The organism is Pseudomonadales bacterium, assembly GCA_024234165.1.
Lineage (GTDB): Bacteria > Pseudomonadota > Gammaproteobacteria > Pseudomonadales > UBA5518 > UBA5518.
This window is the reverse complement of the sequence record JACKOP010000001.1, coordinates 115,160-132,937: the sequence shown is the minus strand read 5'-3', so window position 1 is coordinate 132,937 and position 17,778 is coordinate 115,160. Positions and strand designations below refer to the sequence as shown.

Below are 17,778 nucleotides of genomic sequence, written 5' to 3'. Positions count from 1 at the left end.
TATACACCGCACAAGGAACCAAGGTAGCACCCATCGCAAGCGCCGCGATAGCCAAACATGATTGACGCCGCGTCATAGACAAATTTTTGTTATTGACATTCATGGCTCACTCCACCACGAGCTGCTGAATGTACTGGCGGATGAGTTATGATAATCTGCCACCCAATAACAATAACTTTGAACAAGCACAGCCATCTATTTATAACTCGAAAAGCCACGTACTAAAAATCCACCAACGCCTTCCGGATACAACCGCCAAAATCAACCATCAAAACCGATAGCCGACTGTTATCCCATACGTCCGCGGATCCCCAAACGTTTCAACCAAGCCCGCTCCAAACGCAGACCATGATGCGGTGCTAACCATCACATACTCCTTATCCAAAAGGTTTCGCGCCCACAACTGAACAGAAAAATCTCCATCCATAGTCCCAATCTTGAATGCATCCCATCCGATCGACATATTAATTAGCGAATAACTAGGCAGAACGGAATAGTCCGCAACATTAATCGAACTGGTGGTCCTGTCTTGATAGGAATAATTCAGCGTGCTTCTAAGGGATCCATTGGCCAGCGGGACTTCATGACTCAGCATTAACGAAACACTGTGCCTTGGGGAAGCAGGGAACGTGTTCGCCAACAACGTACGCCCTACCGCAGAGTCTATATATTTGGCTCCCGGACTTGTCTCCAGGTAGGCGTACCCAGCCGAGATGGCCAAAGAATCCGTTAGCTGCTTCTCGACATCAATCTCCAATCCTTGAAAAACATTATCATCAAGTGGCAGAAAATCCCTCGCATTGGGGTTCGCTCCGGTTCTTACCGCTGTCTGGGCTCCGTCCATCTCCGTACGGAACAACGCAAGATTGAGTCTTAAACTGTTCTCCATCAACATGGATTTAACACCCAGTTCGTAGCTAAGAACTTCCTCTTCTTTAAATCCCTGGGCAAATAAAGTCAAGTTGGCGGATGTCATCGCAGTCCCGCCCGACTTGAATCCCGTCATTACCTTTGCATAGATATTGATATCATCTGTGAAATCATACGCGATCGTAAGTGAGGGGTTAATATTAGAAAAATCCTTATCGTATTCTACGCCGGCGAACTGTGGAACAACATTTAGGTTGGTTCTTCTTACCTTCCTGTCCTCTTTAGAATAACGGGCACCCAATGTGAGGTGAAGACGCTCATCGAGCAAGGAAGGTGTATATGTAACCTGCCCATATAGCGCTGTTGACGTGTTTTTTGCATTTGAATAATTAAGACCTACCACATTGCCAAGTGTAATCTGTCGATAATTATTCCAATCCGCATCACTATCAAAATAGTAAACTCCCGCCACATAATCCAAGCGCCCCGATTGACCTACAAACTGAAACTCCTGAGAGAATTGCTCATAATTCACTAAGATCCGCATGCTCGTTGGGCTGCCCGAGTAAAAGCGCCCATTCCCCTCAGCCGTTGAAAGTGCGTCGCTATATGCATCACTGTCAAATTTCCTGCGAGCCGTTATAGATCGAAATTCAAGATCATCGCTTATGGTCCAGCTGAAATGCAAACTATGACCGGTGATATTTAAGTCATTTCTCGGTATTGGACGAAGAGCTGTTACAGAATCCAATCGAGAACGGCTCACCCTATCAAACCTTGTTGAGAAGGCCAGCGCCGCAGCAGGGTTAACTCTAGTGATTTGTTCAAAGCGTTGCGTATCACGCATGTCAGCTCTTTCATAACGATAATCCAAAGATAAATTGTCACTTATGCTCCAGTGCAAATCAGCAGCGAGCGACTTTCGGTCCTCGGCACCAAAATCCTGGCCGACGCCTCTGTTATGAACATAACCGTCCCGATTCGAGGCAAGATAATTCAGCTTCGCGGCAAAATGCTCGCCAAGCGGGACATTAAGACTGGTGCGCGATTTAAATAGCCCAAGATTCCCAACACTAAATTTCTGATCAAATGTCAGTGCATCCGGAGACGCTCTCCTCGACAGGATATTGACGGCCCCTCCCGTTGAATTCCTCCCGTAAAGCGTCCCCTGAGGTCCTCTTAACACCTCTATGCTCTCTATATCGACCCCCTCAAACCCTGTGCCATAGGACGTGCCGACGTAAACGCCATCCAGGTATAACGCTACCGAAGGATCTTGAGTAATCTGAACTGATGTATTCCCAACTCCACGAATATATAATCTTATAGCTCCTGGATCCTGGTTAAACGTATTAACGTAGACCCCCGGCATCATTGCACCGACATCCTTTAACTCATCGATCCCCAAGTCACTTAGCTTGACGCTATCGAAGCGAAGGATCGATATTGGTACATCCTGTATGGACTCAACCTTTTTCTGCGCGACGACCACAATCTCATCCAAAGCCTGCGCATGAACTACGTCAGTAACGCCGCCCGTCAAGGCGCCACACGCAATCAACAATGTAAAGGAATTCTTGATAGCCATCTCTTTTTCCTTAAATTCAGAGGGTATGAAAACGTGTATAGAGCGCTCTCTGCTTTGCTGCAATCTGATTCTGCCGAGTATCGGCAGAAATTCTCTTTACAGTCGGTGGAAGGGCCGCAAACAGATCTTTATGATCTACCAGTTGCATTTCAAATTTCGGGTTTTCATCAGCAAACATCCAGCGACGCCCCATCATACCTTCGAGGTGACCGCACGTATCGAGCCAGTTTGGGACCCCCGGATCCTCATGTGCGGCAACTAGAATGAGTTCACCATCATCTTCAAGCACGGCATAATGATTATTCGTGCCACTAAGACGGAAGCGATAATCCATCGTTTCCCACCATGGATTATTGAACTCCACGTTCCAGAATCTACATTGAGGAGGTCGAACTCGCATCACCAGCGCTTTTCCGTCAGGGATATTCCAATAGCAATTTTCTACCGCCCCTCCCGGGGTGGCATTGACCTTATCCCCAGTGAGTTCTCGCCAACCCTGAAATTGGTTAGGGGTTTTCCGGAACATGTCCATAACGTCCTGCCAATACCGAATGGTCGTATTTAACCATTGCGCAGTCGCTTCCATGGAGGTCATGACTCGCTCTGCTGTATAGGGGATGGGGGTAACCCGTGACCCATTAACCACCTCAACAATCGCTTCCATGGGCTTCTCGCTCTCCCAATCGCTGAAAAATTGTCGAATGGTCACCCTAAAGTCTTTCTCGGATATCTTGAGCCAATTTCCCTTCTGTTCTGTTGAGCTAATCAGTACCTCAAACGTACCATTAGGATTTACATGCATTTGATGCCCATACAGCCCCGCACCCATTCTCCCCCCCCACGGAGTGGAGTCATCGCGCTCAACCGTTGTAATGGATACGTATGCGGCCGAGCCGATTTTTCCGGATAATCTATATGTATTGCGATGATCAACAGCAAATCCGGAATAGAAGGCGTCCGAGTTATCACCACCTTGCTTTACATGAGGCCCCATATAATTAAATAACGTCGGGCGAGCCGGGTCCGCATTTACATAGTTCATTGCAAGGCCCAGTTGGAGATTCTGCAACACGTGCGCCACAGCGCTTGCCTGTGCCAACGGATAAGTCGCAGTAGATCGCACTAAGGCGAGCCGTACGGCATTGTTGATACTCTGGCAGATAGCGTCTGCACGCTGTCCGATTTCATTTTCTTTTTCCATGCTATCAGCTGCTGCCATTAGTGGTGAGGGAACCAGACTCGCGAGAGCGGCGAAAGACGCTATGCCGCGCTGAAAATCCCGGCGTGACACCAATATATCGTCATTTTTGTTACTCATTGCATTCTCCTTCAATCAACTACGTGAAATTATTCTGGTGTGCTCAAGAATGCATGAGGCGCTCGCCCCGCATATCGGCTAATGAGCAACCAAACGAAGACATGATCACTTCCACCGGTAACTTGCATATACGACTTGGCGCATCGTCATCATTCAATATTCAGGGCCGCTTCGCACTCATACGCGATGCTTCTATAAGCCATACCCAAAACGAGCAAATACACCTCGTCTCCGCTGACTTATCTGACTTTCCCTTTCAGTGTGATCGATTCTCTTGAGCTGTTTTGGCAAATCGCCAAACAGGTCTGAAATCTTTACCTGGTGGACCCGGGGTAGCGGCTGATCTTCAGATAGCATCCAGCGATATGTTATGTACCCCCGCGAAAATCCGGAACAATCCAACCAGTTTGGCACTCCCGGATCCACATGGGACACGACCACGATCAACTCTCCATCTTCCTCCATTGCAGCATAATGCATATTGGTGTTTGATAGCCGATAACGATAATCCATCGTTTCCCACCAACAGTCACCAAATTCCACACACCAATAGGGGCACTTTGGCGGATGAACACGAATAATCAGGGCATCTTCCGAAGATAATTCCCAATAGCACACGAGCGGGTCACCGCCGGGCGCTGCAACTATCGCATTCTTTTCCAGCTCCCAGTACGACTTGAACTGATTGCGATATGGCTGCCAGCGCTCCAGCATCTTTGACCAGTAGATTATTGAATCTTGCAGCCATTGAACAGAATTTATTATGCCGAGCGCAAGTCTTTCTTGAGTCAGAATGGGCGCACGCAGTTTCGGTTCGGAGATGCGTTCTATTGTGGCCGCCATGGGCTTTTCATTTTCCCAATCCGCAAAATACTGCCGAATCGTGACTCGAAAGGTTTTCGCATTCGACTGAATCCAATTTCCCGAATGCGCGTGCGGACTTATTATAATCTGAAAATTGCCTTCTTTATCTGTTTCAATCTGATCTCGGAAAAGTGGGGCACTTCCCAGCCCGCCCCATGGCGTACTTCCTTCTTCAATTAAAACAATGGACAAGTACTTGGCTGTTCCAATGTTGCCAGAGATACGATAATCGTGATTGCCATTTACGGCTGCGCCAATGTAGACGGCATCACTATTATCGCCGCCTTGCTTTCTGGTCGGGTAAAAATATCGAGAAAACTCGGGGAAGAGCGGATCATTGAACTCGTAGTTGAGATCGAAGGCCAGCGAGAAATTTCTAAGTAACTGTAAATATCCGGCAACACGATCCTGCTCGCTGTTTGGCAAAGTCATTTCCAAAGGAATTCTACCGGCATTTTTTAATTCGTTACAAAAAATTTCCCATGCTTTCGCGACATCCTTTACTTCCTTATCAGACTTTGGCGGATTTGTTTGCGCAGCGATCGAGGAATTCTGCGGGAAAAGCATACCTATTGGTGCGCAGGCAGCCATGGATAATGCGCTGGCTACTGCGGTCCGTCGCGAGAAATTCGGAGATGAAACGTCGTCATCTTTCATAATTTTTTTACCTATGGGTTGAACAATTTATTAGGTCGGCTCCATCTTCTGACACCAACACCAAATCCTTATCAAAACGAAAATCATCAGCGTAATCGATCACACCTGATGCTCCACAATATGGATGGTTGCCCTGTCGTACCCCTCTTTCCTCTGTGCTTGGATGGATACGTTTTCCATCCAAGCTGGTAAAAAGCGTTTCACCGGGCCTAGGGAAAACTGATTTATTCGACACCAGAGCCGCCCGCTCGAGCGCCGGATCATCGATAATACGCACATCACGCGGCAGCACGGTGTTCTCCCTCATGAAGCAGATCAGTTTCTCGGATGCCGAGTTCGCGGCGAAGAAGAAAGTCACGCGCCGTGAACGGTTTCTGATGGACCCCTATCGCATGGCTCTCGAGGCATTGGAAAAGGCCAAGGCCAGCATGCGCGCGAAGGTGGAGCATCCGTTCCATGTGATGAAGAACCTGTTCCGCCACCGCAAGGTGCGTTACAAGGGATTGGCGAAGAACGAAGCGCAGCTCTTCACGCTGTTCGGGTTGGCGAATCTGATGCTGGCTCGCAGGCATTTTGCAGGTGCATACGGGAGAGGTGCGTCTTGAAAACGGGGAATCGGGAGAAAATCTCCCGATTTGAGGTGAAAATGGGCTGATTTCGCCAGCTTCACACAAAAAAACCGCAGCCTGCGCAAAAACTCGCGTCGAGGGCAATAATTTTCGCTTTGAGTCGACGAATTTCATGGATAGATCTGCGGTTCCCTAACACCCCAGTCAATCTTGCACGATTCATTTAGCATCGAAAAATTTCACGGCATAAGCAGTATCAACGTGCTCGCGAATTTCCGTTATCAGCCCATCTTGAAATTCAAAAATGAAGACGTAGTGGTTATCGTACTTGCGCCCCGATGCCTGCAGTGCAGTCATGTTCGTTTCAACGACCACTCGTTCGTCATCGCTCATCAGCATAAGCATGCGATGCACTGCCGTACGTGGAAGGAACGCACCTTTGACTGCAAGCAACATCATATCGACGATTGTTCGGGCACCTCTATGGCGTCCCCCATAAGGGGGGGCTGCAGTTTTCGGAACCACCCACTGTGCGTCTGGGTGAAGCAATGACAACATTGCAACGTCATCAGCCTCAGTAATACCCCTAAAGAAGCTCTCGACCGCCTTTACCTTGTCTGTATCCATCATCACTCCCTGTCACAGGAAAGCTGACATACGCGCGTGTTCTGCGCGGCCCAAGCCATTGCGCATCAGTGCCTCCTGGCGTTGTGCATGCCGATGGAAGTACTGAATGAGCGGCACATCGAGTTCAGGGCCAGCCCGTTTGACCAGCGCATCCAGGGCAACCGTCCCATCATGGAGACTCTTTGGCACAGCACCCAGTATCCGCCCCATATCCTCGAGTTCTAGAGCTTCGATTGCACGACCGATTTCTCCGATATTCCTCATGTGTGCAATTAACCGCATCAACATTTGCATTCGATGCTGCCTGAAATTATCTGTTATATAGGGAAGTTGTTCAGTGCGTAAATTGTCCTCTAAAACATCGAACAACTTGCTTACATACGAAGAATCCGGTTGCGGGAGGTCTATCGGTCCAAGTTGGATCCCGACAGCCTCAGCTAGCGCCTCGGCAGTAGCGCGCTTCGACCATACATCCTGAGCGATCCATTCCGCATGTTCATCACGGGGATTGAGATGCTGTACGACCGGTCCAAGCGCCAGGGCCGTCGTCAACATCCCAATGACGCTGTAATAACGGATTTTGGCTGCATCGAGTGGCACGCCCGAAAACTCACTGTAATATTGAAACCATTTTGGAAGATTGCCGGTCGGGTACCAAACATCCCTCGTACGTATATGCGCCAGCTCTCTCATCGGATCACCTAACGCGGCCAGCTCCCAATCTACAACTGCGGCGACACGACCATTTTTGAATATGAACTGCCCGGGCCCCGTGTCGCCCTGCACCAGAACCGGACGGACAGGAGGTTCAGGAATATTGCGCCGTAACCACTGACAGGCGAAGGTAACCAATGGAACCGGTTCCTTCAGTAACGGGAAATGACCGGCTTCCCACACTTCCAGATCTTTGACGATATAGTCAACCGCTGTCACAGGCAGCTGTATACCGGCATTCACAAACCTCTCTGCCGGAATTGCATGCCAACGAGCCATGATCTCTGCAAAATCACGAGCAATCTGGTCTCGCTCCGCAGCACTATCGATGAGGGTGAAATCATTGATGCCGTCTACAAAGCTGAGGATCAGGGCATTCGGCTCGGTCGAAGTCGCGATCACCTCCGGTACCGGGATCCCTTCTTCCTTCAACACCTGCAGCACCTTCGCTTCGCGCTGCAACCCGTACATCTGGGTGTACCCGAAATCACCTCCACGATCCCCACGTACGTAATACCGCGTTGCATCGCCGTTACGCTCCAGGGTGATGAACCAACCGGGGCGCCCTCCCGATTCGCGCCCACCTTGGCGGACCGCTTCCGTGATTGTGCCCCCTAGCTCCCTCTCCACCCATGGGAACACTTCGTCTTCGGTCAGCAGCTTGGACATCTCAAGACCCTCATGCTTGGGACACACATCTTTGTTTACTTGGCAGCAACGAGGATGAACTCGCCGAATCCTAGCGCTATGACGAGCCAGTTTACAAGACATGCGTCCTAATTTGTTGCAGGTCATCAGCAGATGAATGTACGCCTTCGCTCGTCTTGAAGGGGTTGCCCTGCTGGAGTTAGGCCTCTGCAAACATCCGTCGGCTTCCCCGATGCCGAGAGGTGCAGAGGGGTGCAGTCGTCAAGGTTTTGGTGTGCGGAGCGACGATTGCGTGCGAAAAGGCACGCCGGTCAGGTCTCACTCAAACAGATCTGCTATCTCTATGCGATCTCGCACGGCCACCTTTCATTAGGGCTACAAAGCACTCACTCTGCGACTTCTGCGAAACGGCGGGGAAAACGCGAGACGGCAAAAACGATGGGCTTGGACACAGCAGCCTCTTGTCAGGACTGCACCCCGTAACGTCGACGCAGTTCGACCATCGAGCGGGCCAGCGCATCGCGCGCACGCTCGTGGAACACCTCGCTCTCGAGGCGACGCCTCACCTCCGGGTCGTCGAAAGGAAGCTCACGGGCCGGAACGCTTTCCTCGACCAGCACCAGATGTTCGCCGTAGCTCGAGCGCAGCGGTCCACACCAGCGCTGCGGCTCGCAAGCGGCGACTGCGTGCGCAAACGCACTGCCGAACTGGGCCGCCAGCTGCTGCTCGTCGAGCAACGGCAGCGTCAGGCCGCCGAGGAAGGGATCGCCACGTGCCGCGTCCGCCAGCTCCCCGGCGGACGATCGTTCGAGCAGAGCGAACGTTGCGCGCGCATCGTCGCCCGTGTGTCTGCCGCGACGCTCCTTGCTGAAGTACATGTGCCGAAGCCGCCAGCGGGCGGGCAGCAGGAATTCCGCGCGCCGCTGTTCGTACATCCGCGCCAGTTCCGCCTCGGACGGTGGCGCATGATCGGCCTGGGCCTCGAACGAAAACTCCATCACTTGTACCAGCCGACGGCGTACCACCACGTCGTTGCGATGCAGTCCCAGTGCCAGTGCTTGGCGCAGCAACTGCTCGTCGGAGGCCTGTGTCTCTGGATCGAGGAAACGCATGTTCAGCAGCAGGCGCTGCCTCACTACCGCGTCGCTGCGCTGCAGCCCGCGGGCGAGTGCCTCGCGGAACAGGATCTCGTCATCGATCCCGCGCTGCTCGAGTGCGTGCATCTGCGCCGCATCGGGCGCCTGCCCCGTCACGGCGACCCAGCCGTCGTGCAGTGCGGCGATCTGCGCGGGGTCGAGCACGATCGGCGCGGGCAGCTCCACTTCGCGAAGTTGTGGGCCGAGCAGCCACCATGCGACAAGACCGACCACGACGAAATGCAGCGGACGCCAGCCGAGCCAGCGCTGCGTCGACACGCCGCACGCGCGGGCGTTGCCGGGCATCAGGCGCGCTCGACCAGCGCACGCCGCTTGTATGGCATCCAGTGCACATAGCCGAACAGCAGCGTGAACAGCACGCTCAGGATCAACGGTCCCTCGTACAGCCGCAGCCAACGCCAGGCAACGCCGACCTCGATCGCGTGCGCGACCAGCAGGAACAACGTTCCGTACTGCAGGATCGCCTCGAGCGCCGGTGGCCACGTGAACAGCAACGACAGCAGCGTCGCGGCGTAGAACACCAGACAAGTGATCTTCGCAGGTGCATCCTTCATGGGCCGTTCTCCTGTTGGCGACGAGCGATCGGGGCGCTATGGTGCGCAATCACCGTGCGAAATGGAAGAAAGAGGAATCATCGATGGACGCCGAACGCCTGACACTGACACCCTGGGTATCCGGGCTCGGTTTCGGTGAGGCCCCGCGCTGGCACGACGGGGCGTTGTGGCTGTCGGACATCACCGAGCAGCGCGTGCTGCGGGTGGACACCACGGGCCAGGTGCAGACCGTAGTCAGCACTCCCGGCGAACCATCCGGGCTCGGGTGGCTGCCAGACGGCGGGCTGCTGGTCGTGCAGATGGCGGAGCACGAAGTCTGGCGGTACGCCAACGGCACGCTGCAGCGCTACTGCGCCACCGCTCCGATATCACGCAGCAAGCTCAACGACATGGTGGTGGACCGCAACGGCCGTGCGTGGGCCAGCAACTTCGGCTTCGACTACGAAACCGAATCGCCACGCAGCACCTCGCTGGTAGGCATCGAACCCGGCGGACAGGCGGTGCTCGCAGCCGAGGAATTGTGGTGTCCCAACGGCATGGCGATCGACGCCGACGGCAAGCTGCTGTTCGTCAGCCAGAGCGCCTCACCCGAGGTGATCGAGTTCGACATAGCCGCGAGCGGCGCCCTGTCGAACCGGCGCGTGTTCGGTCGCCTGCCTGACAACGCGGTATGTGACGGCATCTGCATCGACAGCGAACAGGCACTGTGGATCGCATCCCCGACCACGCACGAGTTCCTGCGCATGGAGCGCGGCGGGCGGATCAGCCATCGTGTACCGACCGGGGAACGCTTTGCGATCGCCTGCGTGCTCGGTGGCCCGGAGCGTCGCACGCTGTACGGCATCACCGCCGCGACGCTGAGCCTGCGCGCGGCTCACGGTACCCGCAACGGACGGATCGAGTGCACACCGGTTGCGGTACCCGGTGCCGGCGTGCCGTGATCCCTGTTGGTACCAAGCGCTGGATCAGCGCCGACGAACTCGTGCAGGACTCGCTGCGACTCGCGCGCCGCGTGATCGACAGCGGTTTCGCACCCACGCTGCTGCTCGGGCTGTGGCGAGGCGGTGCTCCGATCGCGGTCGCTCTCCATGAAGCGCTGACCTATCGCGGACTGCACTGCGAGCATCTGCCGCTGCGCACCACGTTGTATGCAGGCATCGACCGGCGCGAGCCACGTACCCGTATCCACGGGCTCGGCACCCTGGCCGAGGCCGGCTTCGACTGCCGTCGCGTCCTGCTGGTCGACGACGTGTTCGATACCGGGATCACGATCGAGCATACGCTCGGCGCGCTGCGACAGTTGCCGTGCACGCACGAGGCCGATATCCGCGTCGCGACCGTATGGCGCAAGCCGCAGCGCAACCGTACCGCGCTCGTCCCCGACTTCTGGCTGCACGAGACCGCCGACTGGCTGGTGTTCCCGCACGAGATGTGCGGGCTCGATCTGCAGGAGATCCGCAGCCACCGTCCCCAGGTCACGGTACTGTTCGACTGAGCACAGACAGATGGAAAATCCGCTGCAGAATCCTGTCGTACAACCACCAGTCCGGAGAACCGCACGATGAGACAGGCGTCCCCCCCGCACCGCAGCATCCTGCTCGCGCTGGTCCTGCTGCTTGCCGCCGCCGTTCCGTTTGCAACGCACGCCGAGCGCATGGCGCCTGCCCAGCTGCCCGCCACGTTGCGCGACTGGGTCGACTGGGTGCTGTTCCCCGACCGCGCAGTGCGCTGTCCCTTCGTCCACGACCGGTTCGACGAACGACGCTGTAGCTGGCCGACCGAACTCGAACTGCAGCTCGGCCGCGACGGCGGGCGCTTTCGCCAGCGCTGGTCGGCACACGATACCGGCTGGGCGAACCTGCCCGGCGATGCGAGCCATTGGCCGCAGGATGTGCGCATCGACGAACGTCCTGCCGTCGTCACCACGCGCGAAGGTCGCCCTGCGGTGCGACTCACGCCGGGCCAGCACCTGATCAGTGGGGTATTTGCCTGGCCCCGACGGCCCGAATCGCTGCCGATCCCGCGCGATACGGCGCTGCTGCGCCTGAGCATCGACGAGCACACGGTCGCCGAGCCGCAGCTCGACGACGCCGGCAACCTGTGGTTGCGCGAAAGCGGTGCACGACCCGACGCCGCACCGAGCGGCAACCGCCTGACGCTGCGCGTGTTCCGACGCGTCGTCGACGAGATACCGCTGCAGATCGTGACCCATCTGGAACTCCAGGTATCCGGAGCACAACGCGAGGAAGTGCTGAGCGGTGCGTTGCCACCCGGATTCATTCCGCTCCAACTCGACAGCCGGCTGCCCGCGCGCCTGGAAAAAGACGGCACGCTGCGCCTGCAACTGCGTCCCGGGAGCTGGGTCGTCGAACTCACGGCACGCTACCCGGGCCCGGTGACACAACTCGAACTCGCGAGCGCTCCGCCGCCGTGGCCCGCCGAGGAGGTGTGGTCCTTCGAGGCTCACCCGGAACTGCGCCTGGTCGAGCTCGACGGCCCACCAGCGGTGGATCCCACCCAGACCGCGCTGCCTGAGTCGTGGCGCGACCTGCCCGCCTACCTGATGCAACCCGGCTCGCGCCTGTTGCTCCACGAGTTGCGCCGTGGCGACCCACAACCGGCACCCGATGCGCTGACGCTGCAGCGCGACCTGTGGCTCGACTTCGACGGCGGCGGCTATACGATTCGCGACCGCATCGGCGGCACCGTCAACCGTGGCTGGCGCATGGTCATGAACGAGCCCACCGTGCTCGGCCAGGCGCTGCTCGACGGTGAGTTGCAGCTCATCACGGCCGGTGCCGACGGCAGGCCCGGAATCGAAGTGCGCCGCGGACAGCTCGACCTGCAGGCCGACAGCCGCTTCCAGGCCTCGCGCAGCCACCTGCCCGCCGTCGGCTGGGACCAGGACTTCCAGCACGTCGAGGCGGTGCTGCACCTGCCGCCCGGGTGGAAGCTGTTCGCGGCCGGTGGCGTCGACAACGTACCACCGACCTGGATCAGCAACTGGACCCTGCTCGACATTTTCCTGGTGCTGATCGGAGCGCTCGCGGTGCGTGCGCTGTGGAATTGGCGCATCGGGCTGCTGGCGCTGCTGACCTTCGCGCTGATCTGGCACGAACCGGATGCACCACGCGCGGTGTGGCTGCACCTGCTCGGCGCGATTGCTCTGCTGCGCGTACTGCCCGAAGGCGTGTTCAGACGCCTGATCGCCGCCTACCGCAACCTGGCCTTCGTCGCGCTGCTGCTTTTCGCAGTGCCGTTCATGATCGACCAGCTCCGCACCGGGCTCTACCCACAGCTCGGGCAGACCTCGATGGTGAGCGAACCGATGAGCGACGTTGCGCTGCCGGCACCGCCACCGGTGATGCAGGAAGCGATGCGCAAGGGAACTGAAGCGATTGCGGGTGCCGACATCGTTCCCGGGCAGGACGCCGCACGAGCGACCCTCGGCGCCGCACTCGGCAGCGCCGCGCAAAGACCGCTGTCTGCACGCATCGATGACTCCACCGTCGTGGAACACAAAAGTCTTTCGGGTCTCCCGACGTTCGATCCGGATGAGCTGCTGCAGACCGGTCCTGGTCTGCCCGACTGGCAATGGCGCGACGTGCCGCTCGGCTGGAACGGCCCGGTGCAGCGCGGCCAGCAGATCTCGCTGACGCTGCTGTCTCCGCGCATGAACCTGCTGCTGAACGTGCTGCGCGTGCTCCTGCTCGCCGCTCTCGCGGTGGCGCTGATCGGCAGCGCGAGGCTGCGCAGCGGCACAACGAACGCACTCGGCAACGCAGCCGCGGCACTCGCACTCGCCTGCCTGCTGCCCACGGCGCTGCTGCAGGCACCACCCGCATACGCGGACATCCCGGACGAGAAGCTGCTCGAACAACTGCACGAGCGCCTGCTGGCGGCACCCGAGTGTCTGCCCGAGTGCGCGCAGTTTGCCCGCCTGCGCGTCGAACTCACGCCGTCCGCCCTCACGCTGCGCGCCGAACTGCACGCGGCGGAAGACACGGCGTTGCCGCTGCCGGTGAACGCCCGCAACTGGATACCCGCCGAGGTGAGCGTCGACGGTGCCGCTGCAACCGGCCTGCTGCGCGCACGCGACGGTGTGCTGTGGATCCACCTCGACGCCGGCGTGCACCAGGTGCTGCTGCGCGGCGCGGCACCCGCCTCCGGCACTTTCCACTTGCCGCTGCCGTTGGCGCCACGGCGCATCGACGCCACGCTCGATGGCTGGAGCATGGAAGGCGTCGCCGATGCACAACCCGTCGGAGCGCAACTGCAGTTCACCCGCGTGCAATCCGTCGAGCGGGACCAGGCTGCGGCAGCACCACTGCAGGCAGGCGAACTGCCACCGCTGCTGCGAGTCGAACGCACGCTGAGCCTGGATCTCGACTGGCACGTCCTGACGCGCGTCTCGCGTGTCTCGCCGTCCGGCGTGCCGGTGGTACTGAGGATTCCGCTGCTCCACGGCGAGGCCGTCACCACCGACGCGATCCGTGTGGAGGATGGACAGGCACTGGTCAATCTGGCTGCGGGGGCCGATTCCGTAGCGTGGCAGTCCACGCTGGAGCCCGCCGCTCAGATCGAACTCACGGCAGCAGACAACACGCAGTGGTTCGAGACCTGGCGTGCCTACGCAAGCCGGCAGTGGCATATGGAATCCACTGGCATCGCGGTGGTGCACCACCGGAATCACGCCGGAACCTGGGCGCCGGAGTGGCGTCCGTGGCCAGGCGAGAAGGTCGCGCTGACGTTGACGCGACCCAAGGGTATCGCCGGACCGACGCTGACGCTCGATGCGGTGCGACTGCAGGTCGTGCCCGGGCGTCGCGCCACCGACACCACCGCCACATTCACGCTGCGCAGCAGCCGCGGTGGCCAGCACACGGTGCTGCTGCCGACGGGCTCCACGCTGCAGTCGGTCAGTATCGACGGTGTGCTGCAACCGATCCGCCAGGAAGGCGAACGGGTCACGCTGCCGCTCACGCCAGGCACGCGCAGTGCCGAACTCGTGCTGCGTGACGACGCCGGCATCAGCACGCTGTTCCGCACGCCAGCGATCGACACTGGCCTGGCCAGCGTGAACACGCAGGTGAACGTGACGCCGGGGCAGGATCGCTGGATATTGCTGCTGGGCGGCCTGCCGCTCGGTCCGGCAGTGCTGTTCTGGGGCATCCTCTCTGCCATCGTGCTGTTCGCGTTCGGGCTGGGGCGACTGCGGTGGACACCACTCGGCACCTGGCAGTGGATGCTGCTCGCGGTGGGACTCACGCAGACGCAGGTCTGGGCTGCGCTGCTGATCGTGGGCTGGCTGCTCGCGCTCGGCTGGCGTGGTCGCGTGGCGCCCGATCATCTGTCGCAGCGCGAGTTCAACGCGCTGCAGCTCGGTCTGTTCGTGCTCACGCTGGCTGCGATCGTGTTGCTGTTCGCCGCGGTGAAGCAGGGCCTGCTCGGGTACCCGCAGATGCAGATCGCCGGTAACGGATCGTCGGTCTGGGACCTGCGGTGGTACCAGGACCGCAGCGCCGCCACCCTGCCGCGTGCGTGGGTACTCAGTGTGCCGCTGTGGGTCTACCGCGCACTGATGCTCGGCTGGGCCTTGTGGCTGGCGTTTGCGCTGCTGCGCTGGTTGCGCTGGGGCTGGGAAAACGTGAGCAGGGGTGGACTGTGGAAAAGGTCGTGACGCGGCGCCGGGTCACTGCTTCGCAGAATGTCAGGGAATCCCGACGATCTTGTGCGTCTGCAGTCCCAGGCGCCACTGCGGGTGACGCCGGCAATAGTCCACCGTCGCCGCCAGATTCAAGGCGTAGTCCGGCCCGTCCATCGGCTGCAGGAAGAACTCGTGGAACGCCAGCTCCGCAAAACGCTGCGGCGGAGCGTCCGCTTGCGGATAGACGAGCTTGAGCTCGTCGCCGCTGGTCAGCGCAAGCGGTGCCGTACCCTTGGGTGATACGCACAGCCAGTCGATCCCTGCCGGTGCCGGCAGCGTGCCGTTGGTTTCGACCGCGACCGCCAGGCCCAGCGCGTGCACCGCATCGATCAACGCACGATCGAGCTGCAGCAGCGGTTCACCACCGGTGAACACCACCAGCGGTTGGGCACGACGAGCAGCGCGTGCAGGCCAGCACGCGGCGATCGCTGCAGCCAGCGCTGCGGCACCGGCGAAGCGCCCGCCACCGGGGCCGTCGGTGCCGACGAAATCGGTGTCGCAGAAACGGCACGCTGCAGCGGCGCGGTCCTGCTCGCGTCCCGACCACAGGTTGCAGCCTGCAAAGCGGCAGAACACGGCGGCGCGTCCACTGTTCGCCCCCTCGCCCTGCAGCGTGTAGAAGATTTCCTTGACCGCGTAGCTCATGGCGCAGGTCCGGGCAACGCCGGCCCCTGGTCTCCCCAGTGCAGCAACGCACCCTCGAAAGGTGTGGCGTGCAGGTCGATGCGATCGAGCGCGGGCAACACATCCTGCAGGCGCGTGCGCATCCACGCGAGGATCGCAGCGAGGCTGCCGTCGGTTCCCGTCGCCACGCCGATCGTGTGGTGGTCGAGCTCACGAAACACCGGCGTGAAGGCCTCGCGCACATCGCCGTAGTCGATGGTCCAGCCACGCAGCGCATCGAGCGGTGCCGTGAGGTGCAGCCGCGTGATGTAGCTGTGCCCGTGCAGTCGGCGCCGCGGATCATCCGGTGCGCCAGTGAGCAGTTTCACCGCACTCTCGAAACGCTGTTCCTTCCAGATGCGAAACCGTCGGCCGTCGTAATGACAGCCCGCGGTGACCGTTTCGTACACGCTGACCCAGGACAGCGCCGGCAACTGCGGTTGCAGACGTTGCCAGATCCAGCGCGCGAGCATTTCGCTGGTGGGATTCTCCAGACCCTCGATATCGTTCAGGCAGGCGTGGTCGAGCTGTGCGTGCAGCGGCTGCCACAGTGTGCCGATGCGATCGAAATCGATCCCCATGTCGGCCCCGGCGAGATCCTCGGCGACGTGCAGGATCACCTCGAAACCGTGCCCGTGCATGCGTCCGCACGGATGTCCTTCCGGGACTCGCGGCAACCGGTGTGCCGCCTCGAAGCGAAAACGCCGCCACAGGTGGGCACGCTGCCGGGAGTCCAGGTCCACACCCTGATGGCGCGTGCTCTGCACGCCGACGGTATCGACCTCGAGATCGTGCAGCGCGGCACGGATCCAGCGCGCGATGTTCTCGTCGGTAGGAACCGCGATCCGCTCGTTCAGATGCGCGTAATCGAGTGGTGCCACCGCCTCTCGCAGGCACGCATTCAGCAGCGCGGCATCCTCGCGTGCACGCACCGTCGCCAGAAAGCTGTGGCCGTGCAGCCGCAGCGAGCGGTGACCGGCCGGCAATACCGGAACGCTCACCGCGGCTTCGAAAGGCGCGGCCGCCACATGCAGCAATTCGCCGCCGGCACTCATGCCGGCACACCCCTGGCGAGCAAGGGATCGGCCATTCCGGCCTCGCGAAACCCTTTTGCTCGCAGCACGCAGGAATCACAGCCGCCGCACGGACTGCCATCGGGTGCGGGGTCGTAGCAACTGCTGGTCAGCGCAAAATCCACGCCGAGCGCAGCACCGGTACGGATGATCGCGGCCTTGGACAGCGTCTGCAGCGGGGCGTGGATCGCAAGCTTCGTGCTGCCTTCCACGCCCGTGCGCGTGGCGAGGTTCGCCATCCGTTCGAAGGCTGCGATGAACTCGGGACGGCAATCCGGGTAACCCGAATAATCGAGCGCGTTCACACCGATGAAGACGTCGGCTGCACCGAGCACCTCGGCCCAGGCGGTCGCGTACGCCAGGAATATCGTGTTGCGCGCCGGCACATACGTGATCGGTATCGTCGCGCTGTCGATCTCGCTGTCGGTGCGATGCTTCGGAACCGCAATCTCTGCAGTCAGCGCCGAAGCACCGAAGACACGCAGATCGATATCGACGATCACGTGCCGTGCAGCGCCGAGCACCACCGCCAACCGCTCGGCACAGCGCAGCTCGACAGCATGCCGCTGGCCATAACGGAACGACAGCGCGCAACACTCGTGGCCTTCGCGCCGTGCCAGCGCCAGCACGGTCGCGGAGTCGAGCCCACCGCTCAACAGGACGACTGCCCGCTTGTTCATCGATTCCAGCGACCCTCTGCCGAAAGCCTGGCATTGTAGCCACCCGCAGCCATCGCCTGCAGCCCGAGGAATGCCCGAGGAATACCGCT

Annotated in this window: 14 protein-coding genes and 1 pseudogene; 4 read left to right on the top strand and 11 right to left on the bottom strand. The window is 59.2% G+C overall.

Annotation, left to right across the window (positions count from 1 at the left end; all coding sequences use genetic code 11):
- Positions 1-268: 268 nt before the first annotated feature.
- The 4 genes from H7A12_00535 to H7A12_00520 form a co-directional block, all read right to left on the bottom strand.
- Entirely contained in the window at positions 269-2,458 is a 2,190-nt protein-coding gene (locus tag H7A12_00535) for a TonB-dependent receptor (GenBank protein ID MCP5319315.1), read from the bottom strand.
- 16 nt (positions 2,459-2,474) lie between these two features.
- Positions 2,475-3,776: a DUF1214 domain-containing protein gene (locus H7A12_00530; GenBank protein ID MCP5319314.1), complete on the bottom strand. Its 1,302-nt coding sequence runs from the start codon at positions 3,774-3,776 to the stop codon at positions 2,475-2,477.
- Between the two features lie 192 nt (positions 3,777-3,968).
- The gene (locus H7A12_00525) at positions 3,969-5,207 is read right to left on the bottom strand and encodes a DUF1214 domain-containing protein (GenBank protein ID MCP5319313.1); all 1,239 of its coding nucleotides are present in this window, start codon (positions 5,205-5,207) and stop codon (positions 3,969-3,971) included.
- A gap of 97 nt (positions 5,208-5,304) precedes the next feature.
- Complete coding sequence (locus H7A12_00520) at positions 5,305-5,589, bottom strand: hypothetical protein (GenBank protein MCP5319312.1); 285 nt, start codon at positions 5,587-5,589, stop codon at positions 5,305-5,307.
- A gap of 112 nt (positions 5,590-5,701) precedes the next feature.
- Between H7A12_00520 and H7A12_00515 the strand changes: the two are divergent.
- Positions 5,702-5,902, top strand: a pseudogene (locus H7A12_00515) (transposase).
- A 183-nt stretch (positions 5,903-6,085) separates the two neighbouring features.
- Here H7A12_00515 and H7A12_00510 read toward each other — a convergent pair.
- The 4 genes from H7A12_00510 to H7A12_00495 form a co-directional block, all read right to left on the bottom strand.
- Positions 6,086-6,493, bottom strand: coding sequence for a nuclear transport factor 2 family protein (locus tag H7A12_00510; protein ID MCP5319311.1), 408 nt, complete (start codon positions 6,491-6,493; stop codon positions 6,086-6,088).
- Positions 6,494-6,505: 12 nt separating this feature from the next.
- Positions 6,506-7,876, bottom strand: coding sequence for a phosphotransferase family protein (locus H7A12_00505; GenBank protein MCP5319310.1), 1,371 nt, complete (start codon positions 7,874-7,876; stop codon positions 6,506-6,508).
- 443 nt (positions 7,877-8,319) lie between these two features.
- The gene (locus tag H7A12_00500; GenBank protein ID MCP5319309.1) at positions 8,320-9,297 is read right to left on the bottom strand and encodes a peptidyl-prolyl cis-trans isomerase; all 978 of its coding nucleotides are present in this window, start codon (positions 9,295-9,297) and stop codon (positions 8,320-8,322) included.
- Positions 9,297-9,566: a hypothetical protein gene (locus H7A12_00495; protein MCP5319308.1), complete on the bottom strand. Its 270-nt coding sequence runs from the start codon at positions 9,564-9,566 to the stop codon at positions 9,297-9,299. The genes H7A12_00500 and H7A12_00495 overlap by 1 nt, the downstream gene beginning before the upstream one ends.
- Before the next feature lie 83 nt (positions 9,567-9,649).
- Here H7A12_00495 and H7A12_00490 point away from each other — a divergent pair, with 83 nt between their 5' ends.
- From H7A12_00490 to H7A12_00480, 3 genes are all read left to right on the top strand, one after another.
- Complete coding sequence (locus H7A12_00490) at positions 9,650-10,507, top strand: SMP-30/gluconolactonase/LRE family protein (GenBank protein ID MCP5319307.1); 858 nt, start codon at positions 9,650-9,652, stop codon at positions 10,505-10,507.
- The gene (locus H7A12_00485; GenBank protein MCP5319306.1) at positions 10,507-11,061 is read left to right on the top strand and encodes a hypoxanthine phosphoribosyltransferase; all 555 of its coding nucleotides are present in this window, start codon (positions 10,507-10,509) and stop codon (positions 11,059-11,061) included. The genes H7A12_00490 and H7A12_00485 overlap by 1 nt, the downstream gene beginning before the upstream one ends.
- Before the next feature lie 66 nt (positions 11,062-11,127).
- Entirely contained in the window at positions 11,128-15,246 is a 4,119-nt protein-coding gene (locus H7A12_00480; protein MCP5319305.1) for a hypothetical protein, read from the top strand.
- Between the two features lie 30 nt (positions 15,247-15,276).
- Here H7A12_00480 and queE read toward each other — a convergent pair whose 3' ends face one another.
- The 3 genes from queE to queC are packed head-to-tail and all read right to left on the bottom strand — an operon-like array spanning position 15,277 to position 17,689.
- On the bottom strand, positions 15,277-15,918 hold the full coding sequence (gene queE / locus H7A12_00475; protein ID MCP5319304.1) for a 7-carboxy-7-deazaguanine synthase: 642 nt from the start codon (positions 15,916-15,918) through the stop codon (positions 15,277-15,279).
- The gene (locus H7A12_00470) at positions 15,915-16,991 is read right to left on the bottom strand and encodes a 6-carboxytetrahydropterin synthase (protein ID MCP5319303.1); all 1,077 of its coding nucleotides are present in this window, start codon (positions 16,989-16,991) and stop codon (positions 15,915-15,917) included. Before H7A12_00470 ends, queE begins: the two co-directional genes overlap by 4 nt.
- Complete coding sequence (gene queC / locus H7A12_00465; GenBank protein MCP5319302.1) at positions 16,988-17,689, bottom strand: 7-cyano-7-deazaguanine synthase QueC; 702 nt, start codon at positions 17,687-17,689, stop codon at positions 16,988-16,990. The genes H7A12_00470 and queC overlap by 4 nt, the downstream gene beginning before the upstream one ends.
- Positions 17,690-17,778: the final 89 nt, after the last annotated feature.

What these genes read in the sequence shown, in the direction of transcription:
- H7A12_00535 (MCP5319315.1), bottom strand. Translation starts at nt 2,458, where the DNA reads ATGGCTATCAAGAATTCCTTTACATTGTTGATTGCGTGTGGCGCCTTG.
- H7A12_00530 (MCP5319314.1), bottom strand. Translation starts at nt 3,776, where the DNA reads ATGAGTAACAAAAATGACGATATATTGGTGTCACGCCGGGATTTTCAG.
- H7A12_00525 (MCP5319313.1), bottom strand. Translation starts at nt 5,207, where the DNA reads ATGCTTTTCCCGCAGAATTCCTCGATCGCTGCGCAAACAAATCCGCCA.
- H7A12_00510 (MCP5319311.1), bottom strand. Translation starts at nt 6,493, where the DNA reads ATGGATACAGACAAGGTAAAGGCGGTCGAGAGCTTCTTTAGGGGTATT.
- H7A12_00505 (MCP5319310.1), bottom strand. Translation starts at nt 7,876, where the DNA reads ATGTCCAAGCTGCTGACCGAAGACGAAGTGTTCCCATGGGTGGAGAGG.
- H7A12_00500 (MCP5319309.1), bottom strand. Translation starts at nt 9,297, where the DNA reads ATGCCCGGCAACGCCCGCGCGTGCGGCGTGTCGACGCAGCGCTGGCTC.
- H7A12_00495 (MCP5319308.1), bottom strand. Translation starts at nt 9,566, where the DNA reads ATGAAGGATGCACCTGCGAAGATCACTTGTCTGGTGTTCTACGCCGCG.
- H7A12_00490 (MCP5319307.1), top strand. Translation starts at nt 9,650, where the DNA reads ATGGACGCCGAACGCCTGACACTGACACCCTGGGTATCCGGGCTCGGT.
- H7A12_00480 (MCP5319305.1), top strand. Translation starts at nt 11,128, where the DNA reads ATGAGACAGGCGTCCCCCCCGCACCGCAGCATCCTGCTCGCGCTGGTC.
- queE (MCP5319304.1), bottom strand. Translation starts at nt 15,918, where the DNA reads ATGAGCTACGCGGTCAAGGAAATCTTCTACACGCTGCAGGGCGAGGGG.
- H7A12_00470 (MCP5319303.1), bottom strand. Translation starts at nt 16,991, where the DNA reads ATGAGTGCCGGCGGCGAATTGCTGCATGTGGCGGCCGCGCCTTTCGAA.
- queC (MCP5319302.1), bottom strand. Translation starts at nt 17,689, where the DNA reads ATGAACAAGCGGGCAGTCGTCCTGTTGAGCGGTGGGCTCGACTCCGCG.